Below are 26,267 nucleotides of genomic sequence, written 5' to 3' on the forward strand. Positions count from 1 at the left end.
ACGTGCCGTCCGGCCTGTCGGAGCCGCCCGGCCACCTGGCCGGATCTTCCCCTTACCCTGGCCCCATGACCATCGCGTCGGACCCCTCGTACCCGGCCCACTGGGAAGCGGACGTCGTGCTGCGCGACGGCGGCACCGCCCGGATCCGCCCCATCACGACCGAGGACGCGGGCCGCCTGGTCAGCTTCTACGAGCAGGTCTCGGACGAGTCGAAGTACTACCGGTTCTTCGCCCCCTACCCCCGCCTCTCCGACCGCGACGTCCACCGGTTCACGCACCACGACCACGTGGACCGCGTCGGCCTCGCCGCGACCATCGGCGGGGAGTTCATCGCCACCGTCCGCTACGACCGCATCGGCCCCGACGGCCGCCCCGCCTCCGCCCCCGCCGACGAGGCCGAGGTGGCCTTCCTCGTCCAGGACGCCCACCAGGGCCGCGGGGTCGCCTCCGCCCTGCTCGAACACATCGGGGCCGTGGCCCGGGAGCGCGGCATCCGCCGCTTCGCGGCCGAGGTGCTGCCCGCCAACACCAAGATGATCAAGGTGTTCACGGACGCCGGCTACCAGCAGAAGCGCAGCTTCGAGGACGGCTCCGTCCACCTCACCCTCGACCTCGAACCCACCGCCGAGTCCCTCGCCGTCCAGCGCGCCCGCGAACAGCGCGCCGAGGCCCGCTCCGTCCAGCGGCTGCTCGCCCCCGGCTCGGTCGCGGTGATCGGCGTCAGCCGCTCCGGATCCGGGGTCGGCGCCGCCGCCCTGCGCAACCTGCGCGACGGCGGCTTCCACGGGCACCTCTACGCCGTCAACGAGGCCCGGGCGGCCGGGATGGAGGGCGACCTGCTGGACGGGGTGCGGGCCTACCGCACCGTCGCCGACATCGGGGCCCCCGTGGACCTCGCCGTGATCGCCGTCCCCGCCGAGCGGGTGCCGGACGCCGTCGCCGCCTGCGGGGAGCACGGGGTGCAGGGGCTGGTCGTCCTGTCGGCCGGGTACGGGGAGAGCGGCCCGGAGGGCCTGGACCGCCAGCGCGAACTGGTCCGCCAGGTCCGCTCGTACGGGATGCGCCTCATCGGGCCGAACGCCTTCGGGGTGATCAACACCGCGCCGGACGTGGAGCTCAACGCCTCCCTGGCCCCCGCCCCCGCCACCGCGCGCGGGCGGACCGGACTGTTCACGCAGTCGGGGGCCATCGGCATCGCCCTGCTGTCCGGGCTGCTGCGCCGCGGGGAGGGCCTGTCCTCCTTCGTGTCCGCCGGCAACCGGGCGGACGTCTCCGGCAACGACATCCTCCAGTACTGGTACGAGGACGGGTCCACCGACGTGGCCCTGATGTACCTGGAAACCCTCGGCAACCCGCGCAAGTTCACCCGCCTCGCCCGCCGCACCGCCGCCGTCAAGCCCGTCGTCGTCGCCCTCGGCGGCCGCCACACCCCCGCCGGACACCTCGTCCCCGGCACCCGGCTCCCCGAGGCCACCGTCTCCGAGCTGCTCCGCCAGGCCGGCGTCATCCGGGTCCACACCGTCACCGAGCTCGTCGACGCCGGGCTCCTGCTGGCCGGCCAGCCCCTGCCGGCCGGGCCCCGGGTGGCCATCCTCGGCAACTCCGAGTCCCTCGGCGTCCTCACGTACGACGCCTGCCTGACCGAGGGGCTGCGGCCCTCGCCCCCGCTGGACCTGACCACCGCCGCCACCCCCGAGGACTTCCGCACCGCCCTCACCGCCGCCCTGGCCTCCGAGGACTGCGACGCCGTCGTCGTCACCGCCATCCCCTGGGTCGGCGAGCGGGCCCTGGCCGACGACCTCGCGGAGGCCCTGCGCGAGGCCGTCGCCGAGGTCCCCGGCAAACCCGTCGCCGTGGTCCACGTCGAGCTCGGCGAACTCGTCGAGGCCCTCTCCGCCGCCCGGGCCACCGGCCCGGCCGCCACTCCCGGGCCCGCCACGCCGCCGCCCGCCGCCCCCGCACCCCACGACCGCACCCCGGACCCGGCCCGCGCCACGGCCCCCGCTCCGGCCCCCGCCCCCGCCGGGCGGATCCCCGCCTACCCCGCCGCCGAGCGGGCCGTGAAGGCCCTCGCCGAAGCCGTCCGCTACGCCCAGTGGCGCCGCGCCAACGCCGACGCCGGGCACGTCCCCGAGTACGAGGACATCGACGAGAGCGGCGCCGCCGACCGGCTCGCCGCCCTCCTCGCCGGGGTCGCCGAGGGCGCCGCGCTGACCCTGGACGAGCTCGACGCCCGCGAGCTCCTCGCCCGCTACGGGATCCGCGTCCTCCCCGTCCTCCCCGCCCCCAGCGCCGACGCCGCCGTCCGCGCGGCCCGCGTCCTCGGCTACCCCGTCGCCCTCAAGACCACCGCCCCGCACCTGCGCCACCGCGCCGACCTGGGCGGCGTACGCCTCGACCTCACCACCGAGGCCGAGCTGCGGCGCTCGTACGAGGAGCTCACCGAGGCCCTCGGCAAGCCCGCCGAGCTGCTGCCCGTCGTCCAGTCGATGGCCCCGCGCGGGGTGGACACCGTCGTCCGCGCCGTCGTCGACCCCGCCGCCGGCGCCGTCCTCTCCTTCGGGCTCGCCGGGGTCCCCTCCGAGCTGCTCGGGGACACCGCGCACCGGCTGGTCCCCGTCACCGACCGGGACGCCGCCGGACTGGTCCGCGCCCTGCGCGCCGCGCCCCTCCTCTTCGGCTGGCGCGGCAGCGACCCCGTCGACACCCCGGCCCTGGAGGAACTGCTGCTGCGGCTGTCCCGGCTGGTGGACGACCATCCCGAAGTGACCGGAATCTCCCTGGAGCCGGTCGTCGTGGCCACGGAGGGCCTCACCGTGCTCAGCGCCACCGTCCGTGTCGCCCACCCGCCCGCACGGACCGACCTCGGACCGCGAACCCTGCCCAGCTACTGACCGCCGGGCAGGTAGGGGGACCCCGGACGGGCCTTAGGATGGACCTCATGGCGAAATCCGGTACGACGACCCAGGGGCTGCGCGCGGCGATCGAGCGCAGCGGCTACTACCCGGCCCTCGTGGCCGAGGCCGTGGAGGCCGCGGTGGGCGGCGAGCCGGTCTCGTCGTACGTGGTCCACCAGGAGACCACCTTCGACTCCAACGAGGTGCGCCGGCACGTGACCGTGCTGGTCCTCACCGACAACCGGTTCATCGTCAGCCACACCGACGAGCAGGCCGCCGACGCCGGGTCCCCCTCCCCGTACGCGACCACCTCGACGGAGTCGGTCAAGCTCGGCTCGATCTCCTCGGTGGTGCTCAGCCGCGTCGTCGCCAACCCGGAGTCCTACACGCCCGGCCAGCTGCCCCGCGAGGTCGTCCTGACCATCGGCTGGGGCGCGGTCTCGCGCATCGACCTGGAGCCCGCCGCCTGCGGCGACCCCAACTGCGACTCCGACCACGGCTACACCGGCAACTCCACCGCCGACGACCTCAGCCTGCGCGTCAGCGAGGCCGGCGACGGCCCCGAGACCGTCCGCCAGACCCTGCTCTTCGCCCAGGCGCTCTCCGAGGCCACCGCGGCCACGACCCGCTGATGTCGTACTCCGTGCCGCCGAACTGGCAGGACGACCCGGAACTCCTCGACCTCGCCGGCGCCCCGGTCCCGCACTACGGCACGGGCTCCCTCGCCGACCTGCTGCCGACCCTGGCGGCCGGCCAGGGCGTCCCCGGGCTCACCGCCGGGATCGCCGAGCTGACCCCGGCGGACCGCAACTGCGTCTTCCTCGTCGACGGCATGGGCTGGGAGCAGATCAAGGCCCACCCGGAGTACGCCCCCTTCCTGACCTCCCTCCTCGCGAGCTCGCGCGGCGGCACGGGCCGTCCGGTCACCGCCGGCTTCCCGGCGACCACCGCCACCTCCCTCGCCTCCGTCGGCACCGGCCTGCCGCCCGCCCGGCACGGCCTGCCCGGCTACGCCGTGCGCAACCCGGCCTCCGGCGAGCTGATGAACCAGCTCCGCTGGCACCCGTGGACCCCGCCGAAGCCCTGGCAGCCGTACCCCACGGTCTTCCAGCTCGCGGACGCGGCCGGCGTGCACACCGCCCAGGTGTCCGCCCCCAACTTCCAGAGCACCCCGCTCACCCAGATCGCCCTCAGCGGCGGCACCTTCCACGGCCGGATGACCGGCGAGGAGCGGATGGACCTCGCCGCGATCCAGCTCGCGGCCGGTGAGCGCTCCCTCGTCTACACGTACTACAGCGAGCTCGACGGGGCCGGACACCGCCACGGCGTGGACTCCGACGCCTGGCGCGGCCAGCTCATGTACGTGGACCGGCTCGTGCAGCGGCTCGCCGAGCAGCTGCCGCCGCGCACCGCGCTCTACGTGACCGCCGACCACGGCATGGTCGACGTCCCCTTCGACGAGGACTCCCGCATCGACTTCGACGAGGACTGGGAGCTCGGCGCCGGAGTCGCCCTGCTCGGCGGCGAGGGCCGCGCCCGGCACGTCTACGCGGTGCCCGGCGCCGAGGCGGACGTGCTGACCGTATGGCGCGAGGTGCTGGGCGACCGCTTCTGGATCGCGAGTCGCGAAGAGGCCCTGGAACTGGGCTGGTTCGGGGCGCCGGGGGAGTGCGACGAGCGGGTCCTCGGCCGGATCGGCGACGTGGTCGCCGCCGCCCACGCCGACGTGGCGATCACCGCCTCCCGCAACGAGCCCAACGAGTCCGCCCTCACCGGCATGCACGGCTCCATGACGGCGGCGGAACAGCTGGTCCCGCTCCTCGAAGTCCGCACCTGACCCGCTGTCGCCCCGCCCCTCCTCCCCACCCCCGCCCCATGACCCGAAAGGTCCCGTACTTCCCATGCCCGAGCTGGTGTTCTTCTCCGGAACGATGGACTGCGGAAAGAGCACACTGGCTCTCCAGATCGGCCACAACCGCTCCGCCCGGGGCCTCCAGGGCGTGATCTTCACGCGTGACGACCGGGCGGGCGAGGGCAAGATCTCCTCCCGGCTCGGCCTGGTCACCGAGGCGGTCGAGGCGGCCGAGGGGATGGACCTGTACGCCTACCTGGTGGAGCTGCTGTCCAAGGGCGGCAAGGCCGACTACGTGATCGTGGACGAGGCGCAGTTCCTCGCGCCCGAGCAGATCGACCAGCTGGCGCGCATCGTCGACGACCTCGACATGGACGTCTTCGCCTTCGGCATCACCACCGACTTCCGCACCAAGCTCTTCCCCGGCTCCCAGCGGCTGATCGAGCTGGCGGACCGGCTGGAGCAGCTCCAGGTGGAGGCCCTGTGCTGGTGCGGGGCCCGCGCCACGCACAACGCCCGCACGGTGGGCGGGGAGATGGTGGTCGAGGGCGCCCAGGTTGTGGTCGGCGACGTGAACCGCCCGGCGGAGGAGATCGGTTACGAGGTCCTGTGCCGCCGCCACCACCGCAAGCGGATGACGAGCGCCTCGGCCCACGCGGGCGCCCTCTCCCCGGACGTCCTGCCCGTCAACCACGCCTGAACCGGGGCGGCCGCGGCCGGACTTCCGCAACTCGCCACGACCTGCCCGCTCGGCGGGGCCGGGTGTGAAGGGCCCGTCCTACGCTTCGTGAGGTGACGACCGCAGCCGCGCCCGTTCCCGTCCTCACCCACGACGCCCTGCTGGTGCTCCTGCTCCAGTTGGCGCTCCTGCTGCTCCTCGCCCTCTGCCTGGGCCGGCTGGCCGCGCGCTTCCGGATGCCCGCGATCGTCGGAGAGCTCTGCGCGGGGGTGCTCGTCGGCCCTTCCCTACTCGGGCACCTGCTGCCGGGCCTCGCCGCCCGGCTGCTGCCGGAGCGGCCCGAGCAGATGCACCTCCTCGACGCGGTCGGGCAGCTCGGCGTCCTGCTCCTCGTCGGGATCACGGGCATGGAACTGCGGCCCGGCCTCGTCAGACGCCGCGGCGCCACCGCCGTACGGGTGAGCGCCGCCGGTCTGGTCCTGCCCCTGGGGCTCGGCGTCGCCACGGGGTACCTGCTGCCCGGCTCGCTGCTGCCCGCCGGGACCGACCCGACCGTGTTCGCCCTCTTCCTCGGCGTGGCCCTGTGCGTCAGCGCCGTCCCCGTGATCGCCAAGACCCTGCTGGACATGGACCTCCTGCACCGCGAGGTCGGGCAGCTGACCCTCGCCTCCGGGGTGATCGACGACGTCGTCGGCTGGTTCCTGCTCTCCGTCGTCTCGGCGATGGCCACGTCCGGGCTGACCGCCGGCCGGCTCACCGCCGCCCTGCTGTACCCCGTGGGCGTGGTGCTGTTCGCCCTGCTGGCGGGGCGGCCCGCCGTCCGGTTCGCCCTGGGCGCGGCCGGCCGTTCGCCCGAGCCCGGGCCGACCGTCGCCGTGGCGGCGCTGGCCGTGCTGCTCGGCTCGGCGGGTACGCACGCCCTGGGCCTGGAGCCGGTCTTCGGGGCATTCGTGGCCGGGGTGCTGATCGGCACCAGCGGCCGGCTGGACCGGGAGAAGCTGGCCCCGCTGCGCACCACGGTGCTGGCCTTCCTCGCGCCGCTCTACTTCGCCACGGCCGGGCTTCGGATGGACCTGACGGCGCTGGCCGGGCGGGAGGCGGCGGCCGCGGCCTGCGCGGTCCTGGCCGTGGCCGTCCTCGGCAAGTTCGCCGGGGCCTATGCCGGGGCGAAGCTGAGCCGGCTCAGCGGCTGGGAGGCCCTCGCCCTGGGGGCCGGCATGAACTCCCGCGGGGTGATCGAGGTGATCGTGGCGATGACGGGCCTGCGGCTCGGGATCCTCGGACCCGAGACGTACACCGTCGTCATCCTCGTGGCGATCGTGACCTCGCTCATGGCGCCGCCCCTCCTGCGCCTCGCCATGGCCCGCGTGGAGGACGAGGCGGACCCGGAGCCCCGCCGGGTACCGGCTCCGGGGGCCCCGCTCTGACGGGCCCGGACGATCAGCCCAGCGGGCCCGCGATCGCCGTCAGGGCGGCGAGGTGCCGGCGGTAGCCGCCCAGGCCCTGCTCCGTCAGCCGCAGCCAGGTCCGCGGCCTGCGCCCGACCCGCCCCTTCTCCACGGCCACCCAGCCCTCCTCCTCAAGCCGCGTGACCTGCTTCGACAGCGCGGAGTCGGTGATCTCCACGAGGTCGCGCACGGCGGCGAACTCGGCCTTCTCCACGGGCGCGAGCACTGCCACGATCGACAGCCGCACCGCCGACGACAGCAGCGGGGCGAGGCCGTGGCGGGGGTGCGTACCCGCGGGGGTCTGCGCGCTCATGCGGCCCGCGCCCCCCGCCAGGCCGCCGCGGCGGGCGGAAGCGCGCACACGAGCGCGGCGGCGGCCGCGAAGCCGACGCTGTCCGGGAAGCCGGCCAGGCCGACGGCGAGCGCCGCCATGTAGCAGGCGGCCCAGACCCCGACCGCTGTCAGGTGCCGGCGGGCGTACCCGCGCGCAACCACCGGCTGCCGCAGCGCGAACACGGACAGCACCGTCACCACCAGGGCGCTCGACAGCCCGCACACCAGCGCGCCGACCGGCCCGTGCCACAGCAGCACCGTCGGCACGAGGACGAGCTGCCATCCGGCGAACGCCCACAGGTACCCGGCGTGCCAGCGGCCCCGCCTCCGCGCGCCGGCCTCGATGCGCGCGGCGCCGCGCAGCGCGGCTCGTTCGGACTGTGGCAGTGTCCATATCGCCGTACGAGTCCGGGTGAGTGGCCGGAACGCGTCGGGTCGTGCCTGTGGCGGAGCGGCATGATCTACCGTGGGCGGCACCTGCTGGTAGGGCGTGAGACGGGGGCATGGGCGTGCCGATCGGATTTGTCGACCGCGTGGAGCACATGGACGAGCTGCGCTCGGTCGTCGCCGCGCTCGGGGACGGGCGGGGCGGGCAGGCCATCGCGGTCGACGGGGTGTCGGGCATGGGCAAGTCGGCGCTGCTGCGGGCCTTCGAGGCCGAGGCGCCCGCCGGCTGCCGCGTCGTGTCCACCCGGTGCCGGCCCGGCATCGGCCCCGACCTGATGTACGGGCCGGTCCTCGACCTGCTGCTGAAGCTGGGCGAGGCCGAGCCCCGGCGGCGCGGACGGCTGCGGCGGATGCTCGGCGCCACCGGGCAGGGGGTGGTCCGGTCGGCCCCCGAGGTGCTCTCGGCGATCGTTCCGGGGCTCGGCGCCGTGTTCACCCTGGGCCGGGAGATCACCGAAGCCTCCCTCGACTCCGGCTCCATGCCCTTCGACAGCCTCCTGCCCTTCCGGCACGCGGCCGCCCTGCGGATCGCGGAGGGCCTGCTCGACCTGGTGCGCCAGGGGCCGCCGACCGTCGTCGTCATAGACGACGTCCAGCACATCGACGAGAGCAGCCAGCTCGTCCTGGACCAGCTGCTGCGCGCCCTCGCCGGCGAACCGCTGGCCGTGGTCCTCAGCCACGCCAGCGACGCCGCCCACGCCGACGGCAAGGAGTCCAAGGTCGAGGCCCTGCTCCACAGCTGGGCCGGCGAGGGGCTGCTGCGGCGCCGCACGATGCGCGGGCTGCCCCCGGACGCCATCGCCGAACTCGTCGCCCAGCGGCATCCCGCCGCCCCGCCGGCCCTCTCCCGCCGGCTGGCCGAACTGACCGGCGGGCACGCCATCTTCGTCTCGCTCTGCCTGGAGGAATGGACCCCGCAGGACGGCGGCGAAGTGCCCCTGCCGGCCAGCCTCTCCCGCGTCGTCGAGGAGCGGCTGCGCGCCCTGACCGACCAGGACCGGCTGCTGCTGGCCACCGCCGCCACCCAGGGCGACGTGTTCCTCTCGCACACCGTCGCCGCCGCGGCGGGCCTGCCCCACGACCTGGTCATGGAGCGGCTGCGGCTGATCGCCCGCGGCCACCGCCTGGTCGTCCCCGCGACGCCGCCCGCGTGGGCCCGCTGGGAGTCCGCCGACTGCTACCGCTTCGAACACCGGGCCCTGTGGAGCGTGGTCTACACGGAGCAGAGCGCCGAACAGGCGCGCTCGCGCCACGCCCGCATCGCCCACGCCCTCGGCCAGGGCCCGCCGGAGACCATGTCGCTGGAGCGCCGCCTGGAGGTCGCCCGCCACCTCCGCCACGGCGGCCCCTCCTGCCTCCTCGCCTCGGCCGACGCCCACTTCGAACTCGCCCGCGACGCGGCCACCCAGGGGCTCTCCTTCGCCGAGGCCGAGCGGCACTGCGAGGAGGTCATCCGCGCCGTACGGGAGCTGCCCGCCGGCACCGAGGGCCGCGACCGGCGCCTGGTCCGCGTCGTCGAACTGCTGCTCTCGCTGACCGAGGTCCGCTGGCGCGGCCAGAGCACCCCCGCCGGCGGTCCGGACATCGACGCCCTGGCCGCCGAGGCGGAGGCCGCCGCCGCCCGCTGCGCCGACCCCGACCTCGTCATCCGGGCCACCCTGCTGCGCGGCAAGACCCTGCTGGCCACCCGCGGCCTCGTCCCGTCGCTGGAGAAGCTGCGGGCGGCCGTCGACCTGGCCGAGGAACACGGCGACCCGGCGGCCCTGTTCGTGGCCCGCGTCGAGTACGGCCGCCAGGTCTCCAAGCGCCGGCTCGCCGACGGCCTGGCCCAGCTGCGCGAGGCCGAGCGCCTGTACGCCTCGGACCCGCGCCTGGGAGGCGGAGCCACCCCGGTCCTCCAGCACGCCCGCAACCTCGGCGAGATGCAGCTCGGCATCACCCTCTTCGACAGCGGCCACCTGTCCGAGGCGCTGGGCCGCCTCGGGCGGTGCGTGACCCGGCTGCGCGAGGAGCCCCTCAACGCCGAGCTGCCCATGGCCCTCAACTACCTCGCCCAGGTGCGCCTCGGCCTCGGCGACGACGCCGGCGCGGCCCAGGCGCTGCGCGAGGCCCTCGGGTTCGAGGCGGACCGGGGCGGCGACAGCGCCTGGCACGCCTACAACGCGGCGCTCCTCGCCCGGATCCTCGCCGACCGCACGGAGACCCGGGGCGAGGCCCGGCGGCTGACCGAGGAGGCCTGGGCGGAGACCGAACGGACCTGGCTGGCCAACCTCGTCCCCATCGTCCGCAACCTCTGCGCCGAGGTCCTCCTCGCCGGCGCGGACGGGGACCCGGGGGCCCCCGGCGCCGCGGAGCTCCTCCAGGAGGCGGAACGGCTCGCCGTCGCCACCTGCGTCGAGACGCGGCGCAGCGGCATGGTCCGCAGCGAGATCGCCGCGTACACCCTGCGCAGCCGGATCCGGCTGCGCGCGGGCGACCCGGCCGGGGCCGTGGAGCAGGCCCGGGAGGCCCTGAGGATGCTGGACGAGGTGGGGGACATGCCCGTGCTGCGGACGGAGGAGGTCCTCTGGCACGCCGGGCGGGCCCTCGCGGCGGGCGGGGCCGGGGAGGAGGCCCGGGGCCTGTTCGACCGGGCCCGGCGGGAGGTCCTGCGCAAGGCGGGGCTGATCGGCGACGAGGCGCTGCGCGAGCGGTTCCTGACCGCGGTGCCGCTCAACCGCTCCCTCCTCGCGGCCGACGGGGAGGGAACGTGCTGACCATCACCAAGGAGTTCCACTTCTCGGCCAGCCACGTCCTGGACCGGCTGCCGTCCTGGCACCCGTGCGCCCGGATGCACGGCCACAACTACGCCGTGGTCATCGAGCTCTCCGGCCGCCGCGAGGACCTCACCGAGGCCGGGTTCGTGCGGGACTACCGGGACCTGGACGCCTTCAAGCAGTGGATGGACGAGACCTTCGACCACCGGCACCTCAACGAGGCGCTGGGGGGGGGGTATCTCTCCGTCGGCCGAGAACCTGGCCGTGTGGATCTTCGACCAGTGGACGGAGCGGATCCCCGAGCTGACGGCGGTCAGGATCTCGGAGACCCCGAAGACCTGGGCGGAGTACCGCCCGGTCAGGGGCGCCTGACGGGCGCTCAGGCGGAGCCGGGGGCCAGTCCGTCCTCGACCAGGCCGGCCAGCACCGCCTGACCCAGGGCGTGGACGGCGGACTGGGGCCGGACCATCACGGTGAACTCCTTGATCCGGCCCTCCGCGTCGAACTGCAGCTGGTCGATCCCGTGGATCTGCCGGCCCGCCACCAGCGCCCGGAAGGGCAGGACCACCGTCGGGGCGGCCTCCCCGTCGGCGGTGGTCTCGACCTCCCCGTCCAGGCGTCCCAGGTAGCGCAGGTCCTCGAAGGTGCGCAGCAGCACCCCGAACAGGCCCATGACCATCGCCTTGCCCTCGAACGGGACGAACTTCACCGGGCTGTAGAGGCGGACGTCGTCCGTGAACAGCTCGTCCAGCGCGGCGAGATCGCGCTTCTCCACGGCGGCGCGGAAGCGTTCGGCAGTCTCCATGACCCCTCCTGGAATACGTGGTGCTCCGAGTGCTACTCAACAATCTGACTAGTCACTTTCTTGAGTATGATGCCGAGACGTACGAGGAAAGGGAAGGGGGCCCGGCATGGCACTGCGGCACGCGGTCCTGGCGGCGCTGCTCGACGACGAGTACAGCGGCTACCAGCTGGCGAAGGCCTTCGACATCAGCGTCGCCAACTTCTGGCACGCCCTGCCCCAGCAGCTCTACGCCGAGCTGGCCCGGCTGGAGGCCGCCGGACTGGTCGCGGGCCGCGAGGTGGTCCAGGAGACCCGCCCCAACAAGCGCCTCTTCCGGGTCACCGACGCCGGACGGGCCGAGCTGGAGCGGTTCGCCGAGGCCGCGTCCAAGCCCTCCTCCATCCGCGACGACCTCCTGGTCAAGGTCCAGACGGCCGACCGCGTCGGCACCGGCCCCGTCATCGAACAGCTGGAGCAGCGGGCGGCAGCGGCCGGAGCCAAGCTCGAACTCCTCGGAAAGCTCCTGGTGAACATGCGCGGCGACCTGGACGAGGCCGAGTACCTCCTGCGGGGCGAGCGGGTCGGGCGGTACCTGACCTGCCTGCGCGGCCTGGCCTTCGAACGGGAGCACCGGGACTGGTGCCTGCGGACCGCGGCCGTACTGAGGGAAAGGCGGCAGACCGATGCCCAGCGGTGAACCCCTGCGCTACGTCGCCCTGGGCGACAGTCAGACCGAGGGGCTCGGGGACGGCGACGACACGACCGGCCTGCGCGGCTTCGCCGACCGCCTCGCCGGGCACCTCGCGGCCGCCCACCCCGGCCTGCTCTACGCCAACCTCGCCGTCCGGGGCCGGCTCGCCGGCCAGGTCCGCACGCAGCAGCTGGCCCCGGCCCTGGAGCTGAGGCCCGACGTGGCCACCGTCGTGGCCGGCGTCAACGACGTGCTCCGGCCCCGGTTCGACGCCGCGGAGGTGGTGGGGGAGCTGGAGGAGATGTTCGCCGCGCTGACCGCGGCCGGTGCCCGGGTGGCGACCGTCACCTTCCCCGACGTGGGCCGGATCGCACCCCTGGCCCGGCCGCTGCGCCCGCGCGTGGCGGAGCTCAACGCCCGCGTCCGCGCCGCCGCCGGGCGCCACGGGGTCGTGGTCGCCGAGACGGGCCGGGCGGCCGTGGGGACCGACCCGCGCCTGTGGAGCACCGACCGGCTGCACGCGAGCCCTCTCGGCCACGCCCGGATCGCCGCCGCCCTGGCCGAGGCCCTCGCCCTGCCGGGCTCCGACGACAGCTGGCAGCGGCCCCTGCCGCCCCGCCCGCCGCGCAGCGCCGTCCGTGCGGTGGCGTCCGAGGTGGGCTGGGCGGCCGGGTTCCTCGGCCCCTGGCTCGGCCGGCGGCTGCGCGGCGCCTCCTCGGGCGACGGCCGCACCGCCAAACGCCCCCACCCCCTGCCCCTCGTCTAGTCCTCCCCGGCCGACCGCACCAGGGCGAAGACCGCCCCCTCCGGGTCCGCCACCAGGGCCAGCCGGCCCCGGATCCGGTCCCGGGGCGGGCTGAGCACCTGTCCGCCCAGTGCGGCGACCCGGGCAGCCGCCGCGTCGGTGTCGCGGACCTCGAAGTACGTCATCCAGTGCGGGCCCCGGTCGTGCGGCAGCGACCGGCCGACGCCGTGCACCGCGGCCACCGGCCGGCCCTCCAGCCGCAGGGTCAGGTAGTCGAAGTCGGCCGAGGCCGCCGGGTGCCGTTCCGCTTCGTGCCCGAAGACGTGCTGGTAGAACTTGCCGACCGTCGAGGTGTCCTGGGTGACCAGCTCGTTCCACACCGGGGTCCCCGGCACCCCGTAGGGCCGCCCGTGGCCCGAGTCCTGCCAGATCCCGAAGATCGCCCCCAGCGGGTCGGAGCAGATCGCCACCCGTCCCTCGGCCCCGGCGTCCATCGGGCCCACCGCCACCGTGCCCCCGCAGGAGCGGATCGCCTCGGCCGCGCAGTCGGCGTCGTCGATGGCGAAGTAGGGGGTCCAGGCGACCGGAAGGTGCCGGTCGGGCGGCATCTCGCCGATCCCGGCCACCTCTTCCCCGTCGAGGACGGCCCGGACGCCCGGGCCGAGCTGCGCGGGTCCCGGCTCGTACTCCCAGCCGAACAGGTCGGCGTAGAAGTCCTCGGTCCGTCCGAGCCCGTGCACCATCAGGCTCACCCAGCACGGTGTGCCGGACGGCCGCCGCGAAGCCCCCGCTGCCTTGGTCATGTCAGCAGTCTCCTCCGTCGTGTCCCGAATGACGCCGCTGATGCTTCCACTCCGCGGGGCGCCGCGTGCCCCGACCGGGCCGGACGGCACGGCGGCTGACGCAGATGACCGAATCACTGCGGCCCGTCGATGTCCGGCTTGTTACACGGGCCTGAGGGCGGGGAGGAAGATGGGCCCATGACTGCGATCCTCTCGGCCTCCGCATTGACGGACGAGCTGGCCTCCGACCGCCCGCCGGTGCTCCTGGACGTCCGCTGGCAGCTGGGCGGCCCCGACCAGCGCCCCGCCTACGAGGCCGGGCACCTGCCCGGCGCCGTGTACGTCGACCTCGACCGCGAACTGGCAGGTCCGCCCGGGTCGGGCGGCCGCCACCCGTTGCCCGACCCGGAGGCCTTCGGCGTCGTGATGCGCCGCGCCGGGGTGCGCACGGACGAGCCGGTGGTCCTGTACGACGGCGGCCAGGGCTGGGCGGCCGCCCGCGCCTGGTGGCTGCTGCGCTGGACGGGTCACCCGAACGTGCGAGTCCTGGACGGCGGCCTGGCCGCGTGGACCGCCGCGGGTGGCCCGGTGACGGCCGACGTACCGACTCCGACTGAGGGCGATTTCAAGCCAAACCCCGGCGCGCTGGGCCTGCTGGAAGCCGACGACGCGGCCGCCCTGGCCCGTACGGGACTGCTGCTGGACGCCCGGGCGGGGGAGCGCTACCGGGGCGAGGTCGAGCCCATCGACCCGGTCGGCGGTCACATCCCGGGCGCGGTCTCGGCCCCGACCACCGAGAACACGGGACCCGACGGCCTGTTCCTGCCCCCGGAGACCCTGCGGGCCCGGTTCACGGAGCTGGGCGCCACCCCGGACACCGAGGTGGGCGTGTACTGCGGTTCCGGGGTCTCCGGGGCGCACGAGGTCCTCGCGCTGGAGGTGGCGGGCATCCCGGCCGCCCTCTACGCGGGCAGCTGGTCGCACTGGTCCTCGGATCCGGCGCGCCCGGTGGCCACCGGCCCCAACCCCTGACCCGTCCGTGTCCGGCGGTGCCCCGCGGGGCACCGCCGGACCGGGCTACTCCTGCTTCTTGCGCCGGGTCCCGAAGACGATCTCGTCCCAGCTGGGCACCGCCGCGCGGCGCCCCGGCCGGACCCCGTCGGCCTCGGCCTGCCGGTCCGTCGTCCCGGTCAGCCGTTCGCGGTGTCCCGCGACCGTCCGCGGCATCAGCACGTCCGCGTACGCCGATCCGGCGCCGGCCGAGGCGGCCGCGGCCGGAGGCTCCTCCGTCTCGGCCTCCTCCTCCGCCGCGTCGGTCCGCTCCGGGACCACCAGGTCGCCCCGGAAGCTGGGGACGGCCTCCAACAGGCTGGTCAGCGTGTCCCGTTCCTCCTCGGGCTCCGGCGCGGGCGGCGGGGCGGGGCGCTCGATCTGCCGGTCGAGGGCGCGGTCCAGCGGCCGGTCGCGCGGCAGCCGGGCGATCCTCGGCACGAACGGGAAGCTCGGCTCCGGGGTCGACGGCAGGTCGTCCGACTCGCCGATCAGGGAGCGGGCCTCGTCGTCCACGGCGACGACCAGCCGGCGCGGCGGGTCGTACGTCCAGCTGGCGGAGTGCGGCTCGCCCACCACCCGGTAGACCAGCAGCACCTCCCAGGTGCCGTCGTCGCGGCGCCAGGAGTCCCACTGCACCGAGTCCTTGTCGGCGCCGCGCAGCGTCAGCCGTTCCTGCACGGCCTCGCCGAGCTGCGGTCCGGTGTTCTCCCCGGGGCGGCGCACGGGGGTCTTGCGGGCCCGCTCGGCCATGAAGGCGCGCTCGGCCAGGACCGGGCCCTCGAAGCGCCGGACCCGGTCGACGGGGATGCCGGCGAGCTGTGCGACCTCCTCGGCGGAGGCACCGGCCCGTATGCGGGCCTGGATGTCACGGGGGCGGAGGTGGCTCTCCACCTCGATCTCGATCTGGTTCAGGCGCGCGCGGTCATTGCGCACGGCAGCCCGCAGCCGCTCGTCGATCGGAAGCGTGTACTCCGTGCTGTCCGCAGCCTTGAGCACCAGTCGTGTTCCGTCATTCGAGACGGCCACGACACGCAGTTCGGGCATGGGGACCTCCCGGGTGGTGCCTGCCGACGTCACGTGCGTCGCTGCTTCCGCTAGTCGAGTGTGGCCTGCCCGGGTGCAGCCTGCCACAACCTTGCCGAGTTAAACCGGCGTGTCGGGCATGCGCCCTTGATCGACGTTATGGCACGGTTACCTGTTGGGCACGCACAGTGACCACGTGGTTACTGTGCGCAGCAGGAGCCCGTGCGATACCGCGGCATCACCGGTCTTGAGCGCCGCTTCTCCGTCAGCCGGCCCCCTCTCCCGGGTCCGGACATCCGAAAGGAAGGACGGCCCCAGGGCTCGCCACAGTACTCCATTCGGGCCACCTGGGTGGACCGCCGCGCCGCCGAAGTTGTCCGGGGCGGCGGGAGTTGGCCTGCCCGGAATCGGGTCCGGATCCCGGTCCACCTGCGCACGCGGCCGTTTCGGGGTGTCCTGCTTCACAGAATCCACAGAAACGGAACTTCTCATTTCGCTCAGGTGTCAGTAACTGCTGGAAGAGGAGAAGCGCAAGGGGCAGGACACGCAAGGGATGGCGATGGGTCAGAAGACGGCAGGGGAAGGCGGACCGGGCGGTCCCGAGGGCGAGAGCGAGGGCGGGGGCACGGGCGCGGAGCGCGGGAAGCTCGACCTGAGCGTGGCCCAGGTCGCCGGCAGTTCCCTCGCCACCGTCGCGGCCGCGTTGCTCGCCTCCCAGCTGGGCGTCTACGGCACCATCCTCGGCGCCGGCGTGGTCAGCGTGGTGGCGACCGCCGGCGGCCCGGTCATCCAGCACGCCTTCCGCCGCACCGGCGACCGGCTGCGCGGGGGCGTCCGCCCCAGGGACCGTCAGGTGCCCGTGCCCGCGGGGACGGTGGGCGTCCCGCCGCCGGCCGGGGAGTTCGGCGAGGCCACCGTGCACGGCACCCGCGTGCGGGGCTGGAAGCGCACGGCGGTGGCCTCCGGGGCCGCCTTCGCCCTCGCCATCGGCGGCCTCGGGACCTACGAGGCCTTCGCGGGCACCTCCGTCAGCAGCGGCGGAGGCACCCTGCTGTCGGGCGGCTTCCGCACGGCCCCCGACCACCGCCCCTCGGAGCGGAGGGACGGGCCGGACTCCGGGGACCGCGGCGGGCGGGGTCAACAGGGCGGGAAGAACGGCACGGACGGGACGAAGGACGGGAAGAAGGACGGGACGGACGGACGCGGTTCCGGCTCCGGGAGCTCCCCGAGCCCCTCGGCCCCGCACGGTGGGGGCGCACCCGACCCGACGCCCACGCCCACCCCCTCCGGCTCGACCCGCCCCGACCCGTCCCCGACGCCCTCCGGGCAGACCCCCCGCCCGGACCCCGCCCCGAGCACCGGCGCCGGGAGCGGCGTACCGGGCGGGAGCGGTGCCGCCGACCGGGAGTGAGCGGGCGTCAGTCCCCCAGCACCCGCCGCAGGTAGTCGTTGCCGAACAGCCGGTCCGGGTCCAGCCGGTCGCGCAGCGCCGTGAACTCCCCGAACCGCGGGTAGGCCGCGGCCAGGTACTCCGCGTCCCGGGTGTGCACCTTGCCCCAGTGGGGGCGCCCGCCGTGGGCGGTGAAGATGCGCTCGGCCGCCGTGAAGTAGGCCTGGTACGGGGTGCCCCGGTACATGTGCACCGCGATGTACGCCGTGTCCCGGCCCGAGGCCGTGGACAGCGGGATGTCGTCCGCCGGGGCCGTGCGCACCTCCACCGGGAAGCTGATCCGCAGGTCGGAGCGGTCGACCATGGCCTTGAGCTCCCGCAGTGCCTCCACCGCCCGCTCGCGCGGGAGGGCGTACTCCATCTCCACGAACCGGACCCGGCGCGGGCTGGTGAACACCTTGTACGGGATGTCGGTGTACGTGCGCGCCGACAGGGCGCGGCTGGCGATCCGGGCGATGGAGGGGACGGCCGCCGGGACGGCGCGGCCCAGCGAGTTGACGGCCTGGAAGAGCCCGTTGGACAGCAGCTCGTCCTCGATCCAGCCGCTGACCGCTCCGGGCGGGGCGGCGGGGCCCTGGCTGCGGTTGTTGCGCTTGGTGTTGCAGTTGCCGGTGTGCGGGAACCAGTAGAACTCGAAGTGCTCGTTCTCCGCGACGTGCTGTTCGAACTCGGCGGTCACCCGGTCGAAGCGCATCGGCTCCTCGCGGGCGGTCAGCAGGAACAGCGGCTCCACCGCGAAGGTGAGCGAGGTGACGACGCCCAGCGCCCCGACGCCGAGCCGGGCGGCCGCGAAGACCTCGGGGTTCTCCTTCTCGGAGCAGCTCACCAGCCGGCCGTCGGCGGTGACCAGTTCCAGTGCGCGGATCTGCGCCGCGAGGGAGGCGGAGTCGCGGCCCGTGCCGTGCGTGCCGGTGCTGGTGGCGCCGGAGACCGTCTGCTCCATGATGTCGCCCATGTTGGTGAGCGACAGGCCCTGTGCGGCCAGGGCGCGGTTGAGGTCCTTCAGGGCGGTGCCGGCCGCCACGGTGACGGTGCCCGCGGCCCGGTCCACCGACAGGATCCCGCTGAGCGCCTGCGGCCGTATCAGCACGCCGTCGGTGGCGGCGGCCGCGGTGAAGGAGTGGCCGGTGCCGACCGCCTTCACCCGCAGGCCCTCCTCGGCGGCCCGGCGGACCGCCTCCTGGAGCTCACCGACCGAAGCGGGGGTCACCACGCGCGTGGGCGTGGCGCGGACGTTGCCCGCCCAGTTACGCCACGCGGTCCGCCCGCTCTCCGCTGCTGTCCCCGATGTCGCCGTCACGCGAGGGCTCCTCCCCTTGCGCCGGCCTCGTCAGCCGGCGGTAACCCGCGAACGCCACCGCCGCCGCGGCGATCCCCGAGGAGATCGAGACGACGTACCCGCGCTGGGCCCCGGCCGCGTCGATGACCAGACCGGTCACGGAGGAGCCGACCGCGACACCGACCGCCAGGCCGGTGCTGATCCACGTCATGCCCTCGGTGAGCTTCGCGCGTGGTACGTGCGCTTCGATCAGGGCCATCGTGGTGATCATCGTGGGAGCGATGGCGAGGCCCGAGACGAAGAGCGCCACGGCCAGAAACGGAAGGTTCCCGGCCAGTAGGAGGGGGATCATACTCACGGCCATCGCACAGATGCCCAGTACCCACCGGCGTTCCAGCCGCCCCTTGAGATGGAGCAGACCGAAGACGATGCCCGCCAGACAGGATCCGGCCGCCCAGATGGCCAGGATGAAGCTGGCGGCGGACTTGTGGCCCTGCTCCTCCGCGAAGGCGAGGGTGGAGACGTCGATGGAGCCGAAGATGGCGCCGGTCGCCACGAAGGTGGCCGTCAGCACCTGGAGGCCGGGGGAGCGCAGGGCGGAGGAGCGGTCGCCGTCGGAGCTGCGCGGATGCGGCGGGGGTTCGGTGGCGCGCTGCGCGGTGAGGAGCCAGACGCCGACGAGCAGGCAGCCGGCGGCGATCACCGGGCCGGCCTCCGGGAACCAGGTGGTGGAGAGCCCGATGGCCAGGATGGGGCCGAAGATGAAGCAGACCTCGTCGATCACGGACTCGAAGGAGTACGCGGTGTGCAGTTCGCGCGGCGCGTCCCGGTAGAGCACGGTCCAGCGGGCGCGGACCATCGAGCCCACGCTCGGCACGCAGCCGGCGACGGCGGCGAAGACGAACAGGGTCCAGTCGGGCAGGCCGCCCGCGGCGGCCAGGACCAGTGCGGTGACGGAGGCGACGGAGACCAGGGTCGCGGGCCGCAGCACCCGCCGCTGCCCGTACTGGTCGACCAGCCGGGAGACATGGGGGCCCATCACCGCGGCGGCCAGGGCCAGGGTTCCGGTGAGGGCGCTGGCCATCGCGTAGCGGCCGGTGATCTCCGAGATCATCGTCAGGATCCCGACGCCGACCATGGAGATCGGCAGCCGGCCTACGAGGCCGGCGGCGCTGAAGGCCTTGGTGCCGGGGGCCGCGAATATCGCGCGGTAGGGACTGGGCAAGGTCTCTCCGTAAGGGACGTCATAGGCCCATACAGGTTACGGCCGCCTCCGGGGCACCCGCACGGGGAAATGGGCGGCACCGACATTTCAGACGGTGGAACTTAGGGTCACCTTACCTGGAAGTCGGTCCGGCATGCGGACCGGCCGGTTCTCCCGCGCGCACCCCGGGTGGCAGGATTCGAGGCATGTCAGACCAGCTCCGTGCCCCCGACGCGCCCGCGGCCGAAGGCCTCGCGGCCCCCTACGACGCCCTCCTGCTGCTGTCCTTCGGCGGCCCCGAGGGACCCGACGACGTCGTGCCGTTCCTGGAGAACGTCACCCGCGGGCGGGGCATCCCGCGCGAGCGCCTCAAGGAGGTCGGGCAGCACTACTTCGGCTTCGGCGGGGTCAGCCCGATCAACGGGCAGAACCGCGAGCTGCTGGCCGCGCTGCGGCGGGACTTCGCGGAGGCGGGGCTGGACCTGCCCGTGTACTGGGGCAACCGGAACTGGGCCCCGTACCTGACCGACGTGATGCGCGAGATGGTCCGCGACGGCCGCCGCCGCATCGCCGTCCTCGCCACCAGCGCCTACGCCTCGTACTCGGGCTGCCGCCAGTACCGCGAGAACCTCGCCGACGCGCTGGCGACCCTGGTCGAGGAGGGCCTGGAGCTCCCCCGGGTGGACAAGCTGCGGCACTACTTCAACCACCCCGGCTTCGTCCGGCCCATGGTCGACGGGGTGCTGGCCTCCCTCGCCGCCCTGCCCGAGGAGGTCCGCGACGGCGCCCACCTCGCCTTCACCACCCACTCCATCCCCACGGCCGCCGCCGACGCCTCCGGCCCGGTCGAGGACCACACCGGGGGCGGCGAGGGCGGGGCCTACGTCAAGCAGCACCTCGACGTCGCGCGGGTGATCGCCGACGCCGTCGAGGCCGAGACCGGCACGGCCCGCTCCTGGCAGCTCGTCTACCAGTCCCGCAGCGGCGCCCCGCACATCCCGTGGCTGGAGCCGGACATCTGCGACCACCTGGAGGCCCTGCACGGGGAGGGCGCGCCGGCGGTCGTCATGGTCCCCATCGGCTTCGTCTCCGACCACATGGAGGTCCTCTACGACCTCGACACCGAGGCCACCGCCAAGGCCGCCGAACTGGGCCTGCCCGTCGCCCGCTCCGCCACCGTCGGCGCCGACCCGAGGTTCGCCGCGGCCGTACGGGAGCTCGTGCTGGAGCGGGCCGCCCGCGAGCGCGGCGAGCGGCCCGCGGAGTGCTGGCTGGGCACCCTGGGCCAGAGCCACGACCTGTGCGCGGTGGGCTGCTGCCCGGCGCGCGCGCCCCGCCCGGCGGCCGCCGGCGCGGACAGCCCGTACGCCTAGGGGGAGCACGTGATCTCACCGGAGCTGAAGACCGAACTGCTGGAAGTGGGCCTGGAGGCCGCCCGGCGGGCCGGGGAGCTGCTGCGCGACGGCCGTCCGGCCGACCTCGCGGTGGCCGCGACCAAGTCCAGCCCGATCGACGTCGTCACCGAGATGGACCTCGCGGCGGAGAAGCTGATCACCGGGATCCTCGCGGAGCGGCGGCCCGACGACGGGCTGCTCGGCGAGGAGGGCGCGGACGTGGTCGGCACCAGCGGGGTCCGCTGGGTCGTCGACCCGCTGGACGGCACCGTCAACTACCTCTACGGGCTCCCCGCCTGGGGCGTGTCCGTCGCCGCCGAGTACCGGGGCGAGACGGTGGTGGGCGTGGTGGCGGCCCCGATGCGCGGGGAGACGTACCACGCGGTGCTCGGCGGCGGGGCCTGGGCGGGCGGCGCCCGGCTGTCCTGCCGGGCCGCCGTCCCGCTGGACCAGGCGCTGGTCGCCACCGGCTTCGGCTACCTCAAGAGCCGTCGCGAGGCCCAGGCCGAGGTGGTCCGGCGGATCGTGCCGCTGGTCCGGGACGTCCGGCGCGGCGGCTCGGCGGCGCTCGACCTGTGCGACGTCGCGGCCGGCCGGCTGGACGGGTACTACGAGCGCGGGCTGAACCCCTGGGACTTCGCGGCGGGCGACCTCATCGCCCGCGAGGCGGGCGCGCTGACCGGCGGCCGGCCCGGCGAGCCGCTCTCCGGGGAACTGGCGGTGGCGGCGAGCCCGGCGGTCTTCGCCTCGCTCCAGCCGCTCCTGGACGAAGCCGGGGCCTGGCACGACTGAGCCCGGTCCGCCGAACCCGGGCCCCGCGCACATGCGAACGGACCCCCCGCCGCTGGTGCGGCAGGGGGTCCGTCGCCGTTCCTGGTGCCCTCCCGGAGCCGGGGCCCGGGCCGGGCGGTGTCGCTCGGGCCGAGACGGCGGGAAGCGGACAGACCGGGGCGGGGGCCCCGGTCAGGCCGCCTTGACCGCCACTCCGTGCTCCGCGGCGAGCCGCTGGAGGTCTTCCAGCGCGGCCTGCTCCACATCCGCGAGGTAGTCGTCGCCCGTCTCACGGGCCTTGCTCAGGTCCGACTGCGTGGCGCTGATGCGCTGCAGGAGACCCGCGGTGAATGCGTCCATGGTGGGTGCGCCCCCTCTTCGTGGGTCGCGGCGTACCTGCGCGGGGCAGTCCGCCGTCAGGGAGTGGATGGGGTGTGCAGACGTCCTCCCCGGCACGCTGGGCCCAGAAACCTCGTAAGGCGAGGGAATCCTCACTTCCGACCCCTGCGGGCGCCCGAGAAGGGGCTCAGGGGCGCCTTACAGCCGGTTTACGGCCGAAACCGGCAGGATGGAGGCGCAATACAGGTGTGCCCTCAGGACTGCCCTCAGGGCTCGAAGGAAGGAAACGACGTGCGCGTACTCGTCGTCGAGGACGAGCAGCTGCTCGCCGATGCGGTGGCCACGGGCCTGCGCCGGGAGGCCATGGCCGTGGACGTCGTGTACGACGGCGCCGCGGCCCTGGAGCGCGTCGGGGTGAACGACTACGACGTGGTCGTGCTCGACCGGGACCTTCCGCTGGTGCACGGCGACGACGTCTGCCGGAAGATCATCGAACTCGGCATGGCCACCCGCGTCCTCATGCTCACCGCCTCCGGCGACGTCAGCGACCGGGTGGAGGGTCTGGAGCTGGGCGCCGACGACTACCTGCCCAAGCCCTTCGCCTTCAGCGAGCTGACCGCCCGCGTCCGCGCCCTGGGCCGGCGGACGACCGTGGCGCTGCCGCCCGTGCTGGAGCGGGCCGGCATCAAGCTCGACCCGAACCGGCGCGAGGTGTTCCGCGAGGGCCGGGAGGTACAGCTGGCGCCCAAGGAGTTCGCGGTGCTGGAGGTGCTCATGCGCAGCGAGGGGACCGTGGTCTCGGCCGAGCAGCTGCTGGAGAAGGCCTGGGACGAGAACACCGACCCGTTCACCAACGTGGTCCGGGTCACGGTCATGACCCTGCGCCGCAAGCTGGGCGAGCCGCCGGTCATCGTGACGGTGCCCGGCTCCGGCTACCGGATCTGACCCGATGGCCGCGACCCCCTCGCCACCACCGGCGCCACCGAAACCGACCTGGGACCCCGGCCAGCCCGAGGGTCCTTTCCCTTGGCTGCGGCCCACCATCCGCATACGGCTCACGCTGCTCTACGGCGGCATGTTCCTGATCGCCGGGATCCTGCTGCTGTCGATCATCTACCTGCTGGCCGCCCAGGCCCTGCGGGAGGGCAACGCGCTCCCGTTCAAGATCGTGGGCGGCCAGAAGGTCGAGGTCTCCAGCAGCACCTGCCCCGGCGTGGGCATCGACCAGTCCATCGAGCAGTTCAACGCCGCGATCGGGCAGTGCATCCTCGACCAGCGCAAGCACGCGCTGGACGACCTGCTCAGCCGCTCGCTGATGGCCCTGTTGGGCCTGAGCGTGATCGCCTTCGCCTTCGGCTACGCGATGGCCGGCCGGGTGCTCTCGCCGCTGGGCAAGATCACCCGCACCGCCCGCCGGGTGGTCGGCTCCGACCTGACCCGGCGGATCGAGCTGGACGGGCCGGACGACGAGCTGAAGGAGCTCGCCGACACCTTCGACGAGATGCTCGACCGCCTGGAGCGGGCCTTCACCGCCCAGCAGCGGTTCGTGGCCAACGCCTCGCACGAGCTGCGGACCCCGCTGGCCATCAACCGCACGCTGCTCGAGGTGCACCTGTCGGATCCCGGTGCGCCGGTGGAGCTCCAGCAGCTGGGCAAGACGCTGCTGGCCACCAACGAGCGCAGCGAGCAGCTGGTCGAGGGCCTGCTGCTGCTGGCCCGCAGCGAGAACCAGATCGTCGAGCGCAAGCCGGTCGACCTGGCGGAGGTCGCCTCGCGCGCCATCGACCAGGCGCACGGGGAGGCGCAGGCGAAGGGCGTGGAGATCCGCGGCGAGCGCGCCCTGGCCGTGGTCCAGGGCAACGGCGTGCTGCTGGAGCGGATCGCCCTCAACCTGGTGCAGAACGCCGTCCGGTACAACGTGCCGGAGGACGGCTGGGTGGAGGTCACGACCGAGGTCCAGCACGGCCAGGCGGTGCTGCTCGTCTCGAACACGGGTCCCGTGGTTCCCGCGTACGAGGTGGACAACCTCTTCGAGCCCTTCAGACGGCTGCGTACGGAGCGAACGGGCAGCGACAAGGGTGTGGGCCTCGGCCTGTCCATCGCGCGCTCCGTGGCGCGCGCACACGGCGGCCGCATCCTGGCGACCCCGCGCGAGGGCGGCGGCCTGGTGATGCGTGTCACGTTGCCCCTTTGATCCACCCTCCAGGCTGTTCGCTGTCAGCGGAATGGCCCGGCGGAGCGGGGCTCTGAGCTGTGTGATCGATCACATTGTCGAGTGTCCGAGCATGCGCGTTCCGTGACCCCGAGAAGGCCGGAAAGCCCGGGAAGTCCGGGTTTCCGGCCCCCTCAATGGCGGGAAATACACGGGGTGGCGTTTGTGCAAGACGCCCCCGGGACCGTGTACGGTCCCGGTCGTCATCCCAGCCACGGGCCCCTGCGGGCGTGAGGCTGGGTGTCGATTGAGTAACAGACCTTGATGTGAGGCAAAATCTCCGCCTCAGGTCGGGCACAAGTCCGGCCTCTCGCGCGTTACGTGCGCTGAGACACCGCTAAATCCCAGAGGGGGAGAGCGACAAAATGGCAACGGACTACGACACCCCACGCAAGACCGACGACGACGTCGACAACGACAGCATCGAAGAGCTGAAGGCGCGGCGCAGCGACAAGGTCACTTCGAGCGTCGACATCGAGGACTTCGACGGCGCCGAGAGCCTCGAGCTCCCGGGTGCGGACCTCTCCAACGAGGAGCTGGCCGTCCGGGTGCTGCCCAAGCAGGCCGACGAGTTCACCTGCATGAGCTGCTTCCTGGTGCACCACCGCAGCCAGCTGGCTCGTGAGAAGGACGGCCAGCCGATCTGCCGCGACTGCGACTAGGTCTCGGCCGTGACCGGCTCGACGCCGTTCCGGAAGCTCCGCTTTCGGAAGACCGGCGATCCGGCGGCAGGAGCGCGGGCGGAAGCCACGGGCCCGGAAACGGGCCCCGGGGCCGTCGGCGACCCGGCCTCCGGCACGACTGTCGTGCCGTCCGACACCGCCCCGGCGGTGCCGCCGGCCACAGTGGCGGACGAGGAGTCCCGGGGCAGGCCCGGGACGCGTCGGATGCAAGCCGTCAAGAACGGTGTGCGCAAGGGCGGCGAGAGTGCGAGAAACGCCGCCCTGTACATCACCGACCTCATCATCGAGAACGCCCCGCGCGTTCCGGTCCGGGACCTCGCGACCCTGCGCGCGCAGTTCCCCGGCCTCGACCCCGAACAACTGGCCGACAAGTTGATCGCCGGAGCCGCCAACGCCACCTCCACGGTGGGCGCGGGCATCGGCGCGGCCGCCATGATGCCGGTCCCGCCCGCCATGCCGGCCGAGCTGGCCGCCGAGATCACCGGCGTCGCCGTCATCGAGCTGAAGCTCGTCGCCGAACTGCACGAGGTCTACGGGCAGCGGCCGCCCGGCACCCTGAAGGACCGCAGCCTCGCCTACCTCACGGCCTGGACCGAGGAACGCGGGATCGACCTGACCAAGCCGACCACGCTCAACGCGGCGCTCGGCGGCCAGATGAAGCGCGAACTGCGCCAGCAGATCACGAAGCGGATGGTCCGCAACCTGCCCAACCTGATGCCGTTCATGGTCGGCGCCGCGGTCGGCGCGGTCCTCAACCGCCGGGACACCAGGAAACTCGCCGAGAAGGTTCGTACGGACCTGCGCCGCCGGGCCGTGCCCTGGGCGGCCCTCCCCGCGGCCGGACCCGCGCAGCGCCCCGCCCAGCCCCTTCCCGGGGCCGCCCCGGCCGCACTGGAGCCCCCCGACCCCGACGGCTTCGGCCGCTGACCGCCCCCGGCCCTCAGGCCTGCGGGGCGGAGGCCTCCTGCGCCGCGCGGACCGCGGCCGCCAGCGCCCGGGGCTCGCGCGTGGAGACGTACACGTACGGGGTCGGGTCCGCCGGGTCGGTGACCTCGATCCGGACCGCCGTCGGGATGTAGCTGCGCATCAGCATGAAGGCCCGCATGTCGGCCTTGTACGTGCGCCAGGCCCGGGCCTCCTCGCCCTCCAGCACCTCGGGCTCGCCCAGCGCCGACACCGGGATCCGGGAGTCGCCCGCCGCGAGCACCCCGTTCACCACGCGCACCCGCGCGGAGCCCATCGAGCTCACCAGCATCCCCGCCAGCGCGCCGCCGCCGACGAACCCCGCCAGCAGCGGCAGGGTGCCGAGCGGGAGGGTGATCAGGGCGCCGGCCACCCCGGTCAGGGCGGCGATGCCCCACCAGGAGCGGGGGGCGGAGAGGCGTTCGTCGTGGTGCGCGGGGGAGAGCTGCATGCCTTCAAGCCTCCCACGAGGCGACCGGCGG

25 protein-coding genes and 1 pseudogene are annotated in these 26,267 nt (G+C 74.2%); 17 read left to right on the top strand and 9 right to left on the bottom strand.

Going from position 1 to position 26,267, the window contains the following annotated elements; genetic code table 11:
- The first annotated feature begins 65 nt into the window (after positions 1-65).
- The 5 genes from ACFY0O_RS17840 to ACFY0O_RS17860 all read left to right on the top strand — a co-directional run bounded on the left by ACFY0O_RS17840 (position 66) and on the right by ACFY0O_RS17860 (position 6,855).
- Positions 66-2,894 carry a GNAT family N-acetyltransferase gene (locus tag ACFY0O_RS17840; RefSeq protein ID WP_388947608.1) on the top strand — a complete coding sequence of 943 codons (2,829 nt, stop codon included), beginning with the start codon at positions 66-68 and terminating at the stop codon, positions 2,892-2,894.
- 47 nt (positions 2,895-2,941) lie between these two features.
- Complete coding sequence (locus ACFY0O_RS17845; RefSeq protein ID WP_358891966.1) at positions 2,942-3,529, top strand: DUF5998 family protein; 588 nt, start codon at positions 2,942-2,944, stop codon at positions 3,527-3,529.
- Positions 3,529-4,734 (top strand): alkaline phosphatase family protein, encoded by a 1,206-nt coding sequence (locus ACFY0O_RS17850; protein ID WP_388947609.1) that lies wholly within the window; start codon positions 3,529-3,531, stop codon positions 4,732-4,734. Before ACFY0O_RS17845 ends, ACFY0O_RS17850 begins: the two co-directional genes overlap by 1 nt.
- A 64-nt stretch (positions 4,735-4,798) precedes the next feature.
- Positions 4,799-5,449 carry a thymidine kinase gene (locus ACFY0O_RS17855; RefSeq protein ID WP_358891964.1) on the top strand — a complete coding sequence of 217 codons (651 nt, stop codon included), beginning with the start codon at positions 4,799-4,801 and terminating at the stop codon, positions 5,447-5,449.
- Between the two features lie 92 nt (positions 5,450-5,541).
- Positions 5,542-6,855 (top strand): cation:proton antiporter, encoded by a 1,314-nt coding sequence (locus ACFY0O_RS17860; RefSeq protein ID WP_388947610.1) that lies wholly within the window; start codon positions 5,542-5,544, stop codon positions 6,853-6,855.
- 13 nt (positions 6,856-6,868) lie between these two features.
- On the opposite strand, the gene ACFY0O_RS17865 is transcribed toward ACFY0O_RS17860, so the two are convergent.
- Both ACFY0O_RS17865 and ACFY0O_RS17870 read right to left on the bottom strand, forming a co-directional pair.
- Positions 6,869-7,189: a winged helix-turn-helix domain-containing protein gene (locus tag ACFY0O_RS17865; protein WP_388947611.1), complete on the bottom strand. Its 321-nt coding sequence runs from the start codon at positions 7,187-7,189 to the stop codon at positions 6,869-6,871.
- Positions 7,186-7,476, bottom strand: a complete 291-nt coding sequence (locus ACFY0O_RS17870) for a hypothetical protein (RefSeq protein ID WP_388947612.1) — start codon at positions 7,474-7,476, stop codon at positions 7,186-7,188. The genes ACFY0O_RS17865 and ACFY0O_RS17870 overlap by 4 nt, the downstream gene beginning before the upstream one ends.
- A 236-nt stretch (positions 7,477-7,712) precedes the next feature.
- Here ACFY0O_RS17870 and ACFY0O_RS17875 point away from each other — a divergent pair, with 236 nt between their 5' ends.
- Positions 7,713-10,412, top strand: coding sequence for an AAA family ATPase (locus ACFY0O_RS17875; protein WP_388947613.1), 2,700 nt, complete (start codon positions 7,713-7,715; stop codon positions 10,410-10,412).
- A pseudogene (locus ACFY0O_RS17880) lies at positions 10,406-10,784 on the top strand (6-pyruvoyl tetrahydropterin synthase family protein). Before ACFY0O_RS17875 ends, ACFY0O_RS17880 begins: the two are co-directional and overlap by 7 nt.
- 7 nt (positions 10,785-10,791) lie before the next feature.
- Here the strand turns inward: ACFY0O_RS17880 and ACFY0O_RS17885 are convergent.
- Positions 10,792-11,217 (bottom strand): nuclear transport factor 2 family protein, encoded by a 426-nt coding sequence (locus ACFY0O_RS17885; protein WP_388947614.1) that lies wholly within the window; start codon positions 11,215-11,217, stop codon positions 10,792-10,794.
- Between the two features lie 106 nt (positions 11,218-11,323).
- Here ACFY0O_RS17885 and ACFY0O_RS17890 point away from each other — a divergent pair, with 106 nt between their 5' ends.
- Together ACFY0O_RS17890 and ACFY0O_RS17895 are read left to right on the top strand one after the other, a co-directional pair.
- Entirely contained in the window at positions 11,324-11,893 is a 570-nt protein-coding gene (locus tag ACFY0O_RS17890) for a PadR family transcriptional regulator (RefSeq protein WP_388947615.1), read from the top strand.
- Entirely contained in the window at positions 11,880-12,653 is a 774-nt protein-coding gene (locus ACFY0O_RS17895; RefSeq protein ID WP_388947616.1) for an SGNH/GDSL hydrolase family protein, read from the top strand. The genes ACFY0O_RS17890 and ACFY0O_RS17895 overlap by 14 nt, the downstream gene beginning before the upstream one ends.
- Here ACFY0O_RS17895 and ACFY0O_RS17900 read toward each other — a convergent pair.
- Complete coding sequence (locus tag ACFY0O_RS17900) at positions 12,650-13,435, bottom strand: VOC family protein (RefSeq protein WP_388947617.1); 786 nt, start codon at positions 13,433-13,435, stop codon at positions 12,650-12,652. The two genes, ACFY0O_RS17895 and ACFY0O_RS17900, sit on opposite strands and share 4 nt — an antisense overlap.
- Positions 13,436-13,612: 177 nt before the next feature.
- Here ACFY0O_RS17900 and ACFY0O_RS17905 point away from each other — a divergent pair, with 177 nt between their 5' ends.
- The gene (locus ACFY0O_RS17905; RefSeq protein WP_388947618.1) at positions 13,613-14,446 is read left to right on the top strand and encodes a sulfurtransferase; all 834 of its coding nucleotides are present in this window, start codon (positions 13,613-13,615) and stop codon (positions 14,444-14,446) included.
- Between the two features lie 45 nt (positions 14,447-14,491).
- Here the strand turns inward: ACFY0O_RS17905 and sepH are convergent, their stop codons facing one another.
- A complete protein-coding gene (sepH, locus tag ACFY0O_RS17910; protein WP_358891954.1) occupies positions 14,492-15,511 on the bottom strand; it encodes a septation protein SepH in 1,020 nt (339 codons plus the stop codon).
- Positions 15,512-16,049: 538 nt separating this feature from the next.
- Between sepH and ACFY0O_RS17915 the strand changes: the two genes are divergently transcribed.
- Positions 16,050-16,901 carry a hypothetical protein gene (locus ACFY0O_RS17915; protein WP_388947619.1) on the top strand — a complete coding sequence of 284 codons (852 nt, stop codon included), beginning with the start codon at positions 16,050-16,052 and terminating at the stop codon, positions 16,899-16,901.
- Positions 16,902-16,908: 7 nt separating this feature from the next.
- On the opposite strand, the gene ACFY0O_RS17920 is transcribed toward ACFY0O_RS17915, so the two are convergent.
- The gene (locus ACFY0O_RS17920) at positions 16,909-18,240 is read right to left on the bottom strand and encodes a D-arabinono-1,4-lactone oxidase (RefSeq protein ID WP_388947620.1); all 1,332 of its coding nucleotides are present in this window, start codon (positions 18,238-18,240) and stop codon (positions 16,909-16,911) included.
- Positions 18,188-19,444 carry an MFS transporter gene (locus tag ACFY0O_RS17925; protein ID WP_388947621.1) on the bottom strand — a complete coding sequence of 419 codons (1,257 nt, stop codon included), beginning with the start codon at positions 19,442-19,444 and terminating at the stop codon, positions 18,188-18,190. The genes ACFY0O_RS17920 and ACFY0O_RS17925 overlap by 53 nt, the downstream gene beginning before the upstream one ends.
- A 185-nt stretch (positions 19,445-19,629) precedes the next feature.
- On the opposite strand from ACFY0O_RS17925, the gene ACFY0O_RS17930 reads away from it, so the two are divergent.
- Positions 19,630-20,796, top strand: a complete 1,167-nt coding sequence (locus ACFY0O_RS17930) for a ferrochelatase (protein ID WP_388947622.1) — start codon at positions 19,630-19,632, stop codon at positions 20,794-20,796.
- A gap of 9 nt (positions 20,797-20,805) precedes the next feature.
- The gene (locus tag ACFY0O_RS17935; RefSeq protein ID WP_388947623.1) at positions 20,806-21,609 is read left to right on the top strand and encodes an inositol monophosphatase family protein; all 804 of its coding nucleotides are present in this window, start codon (positions 20,806-20,808) and stop codon (positions 21,607-21,609) included.
- A gap of 171 nt (positions 21,610-21,780) precedes the next feature.
- Here ACFY0O_RS17935 and ACFY0O_RS17940 read toward each other — a convergent pair whose 3' ends face one another.
- Positions 21,781-21,948 carry a hypothetical protein gene (locus tag ACFY0O_RS17940; RefSeq protein ID WP_167747608.1) on the bottom strand — a complete coding sequence of 56 codons (168 nt, stop codon included), beginning with the start codon at positions 21,946-21,948 and terminating at the stop codon, positions 21,781-21,783.
- 270 nt (positions 21,949-22,218) lie between these two features.
- On the opposite strand from ACFY0O_RS17940, the gene ACFY0O_RS17945 reads away from it, so the two are divergent.
- The 4 genes from ACFY0O_RS17945 to ACFY0O_RS17960 all read left to right on the top strand — a co-directional run bounded on the left by ACFY0O_RS17945 (position 22,219) and on the right by ACFY0O_RS17960 (position 25,749).
- Positions 22,219-22,872, top strand: coding sequence for a response regulator transcription factor (locus ACFY0O_RS17945; protein ID WP_042809534.1), 654 nt, complete (start codon positions 22,219-22,221; stop codon positions 22,870-22,872).
- A 4-nt stretch (positions 22,873-22,876) separates the two neighbouring features.
- Positions 22,877-24,121 (top strand): sensor histidine kinase, encoded by a 1,245-nt coding sequence (locus ACFY0O_RS17950; protein ID WP_388947624.1) that lies wholly within the window; start codon positions 22,877-22,879, stop codon positions 24,119-24,121.
- A gap of 383 nt (positions 24,122-24,504) precedes the next feature.
- Complete coding sequence (locus tag ACFY0O_RS17955; RefSeq protein WP_042809536.1) at positions 24,505-24,801, top strand: DUF4193 domain-containing protein; 297 nt, start codon at positions 24,505-24,507, stop codon at positions 24,799-24,801.
- A gap of 9 nt (positions 24,802-24,810) precedes the next feature.
- A complete protein-coding gene (locus ACFY0O_RS17960) occupies positions 24,811-25,749 on the top strand; it encodes a hypothetical protein (protein WP_388947625.1) in 939 nt (312 codons plus the stop codon).
- 13 nt (positions 25,750-25,762) lie between these two features.
- Here ACFY0O_RS17960 and ACFY0O_RS17965 read toward each other — a convergent pair whose 3' ends face one another.
- Positions 25,763-26,236: a DUF3093 domain-containing protein gene (locus tag ACFY0O_RS17965; RefSeq protein WP_045948699.1), complete on the bottom strand. Its 474-nt coding sequence runs from the start codon at positions 26,234-26,236 to the stop codon at positions 25,763-25,765.
- Positions 26,237-26,267 lie beyond the last annotated feature (31 nt).

The sequence above is a fragment of the Streptomyces sp. NPDC001594 genome, assembly GCF_042893675.1.
In the GTDB taxonomy this organism is placed as follows: Bacteria; Actinomycetota; Actinomycetes; order Streptomycetales; family Streptomycetaceae; genus Streptomyces.

Bases quoted from the DNA above. Each gene is read 5' to 3' on its own strand.
- ACFY0O_RS17840 (WP_388947608.1), top strand. From the start codon at position 66: ATGACCATCGCGTCGGACCCCTCGTACCCGGCCCACTGGGAAGCGGAC.
- ACFY0O_RS17845 (WP_358891966.1), top strand. From the start codon at position 2,942: ATGGCGAAATCCGGTACGACGACCCAGGGGCTGCGCGCGGCGATCGAG.
- ACFY0O_RS17850 (WP_388947609.1), top strand. From the start codon at position 3,529: ATGTCGTACTCCGTGCCGCCGAACTGGCAGGACGACCCGGAACTCCTC.
- ACFY0O_RS17855 (WP_358891964.1), top strand. From the start codon at position 4,799: ATGCCCGAGCTGGTGTTCTTCTCCGGAACGATGGACTGCGGAAAGAGC.
- ACFY0O_RS17865 (WP_388947611.1), bottom strand. From the start codon at position 7,189: ATGAGCGCGCAGACCCCCGCGGGTACGCACCCCCGCCACGGCCTCGCC.
- ACFY0O_RS17875 (WP_388947613.1), top strand. From the start codon at position 7,713: ATGGGCGTGCCGATCGGATTTGTCGACCGCGTGGAGCACATGGACGAG.
- ACFY0O_RS17885 (WP_388947614.1), bottom strand. From the start codon at position 11,217: ATGGAGACTGCCGAACGCTTCCGCGCCGCCGTGGAGAAGCGCGATCTC.
- ACFY0O_RS17890 (WP_388947615.1), top strand. From the start codon at position 11,324: ATGGCACTGCGGCACGCGGTCCTGGCGGCGCTGCTCGACGACGAGTAC.
- ACFY0O_RS17895 (WP_388947616.1), top strand. From the start codon at position 11,880: ATGCCCAGCGGTGAACCCCTGCGCTACGTCGCCCTGGGCGACAGTCAG.
- ACFY0O_RS17900 (WP_388947617.1), bottom strand. From the start codon at position 13,435: ATGACCAAGGCAGCGGGGGCTTCGCGGCGGCCGTCCGGCACACCGTGC.
- ACFY0O_RS17905 (WP_388947618.1), top strand. From the start codon at position 13,613: ATGACTGCGATCCTCTCGGCCTCCGCATTGACGGACGAGCTGGCCTCC.
- sepH (WP_358891954.1), bottom strand. From the start codon at position 15,511: ATGCCCGAACTGCGTGTCGTGGCCGTCTCGAATGACGGAACACGACTG.
- ACFY0O_RS17915 (WP_388947619.1), top strand. From the start codon at position 16,050: ATGGGTCAGAAGACGGCAGGGGAAGGCGGACCGGGCGGTCCCGAGGGC.
- ACFY0O_RS17930 (WP_388947622.1), top strand. From the start codon at position 19,630: ATGTCAGACCAGCTCCGTGCCCCCGACGCGCCCGCGGCCGAAGGCCTC.
- ACFY0O_RS17940 (WP_167747608.1), bottom strand. From the start codon at position 21,948: ATGGACGCATTCACCGCGGGTCTCCTGCAGCGCATCAGCGCCACGCAG.
- ACFY0O_RS17950 (WP_388947624.1), top strand. From the start codon at position 22,877: ATGGCCGCGACCCCCTCGCCACCACCGGCGCCACCGAAACCGACCTGG.
- ACFY0O_RS17955 (WP_042809536.1), top strand. From the start codon at position 24,505: ATGGCAACGGACTACGACACCCCACGCAAGACCGACGACGACGTCGAC.
- ACFY0O_RS17965 (WP_045948699.1), bottom strand. From the start codon at position 26,236: ATGCAGCTCTCCCCCGCGCACCACGACGAACGCCTCTCCGCCCCCCGC.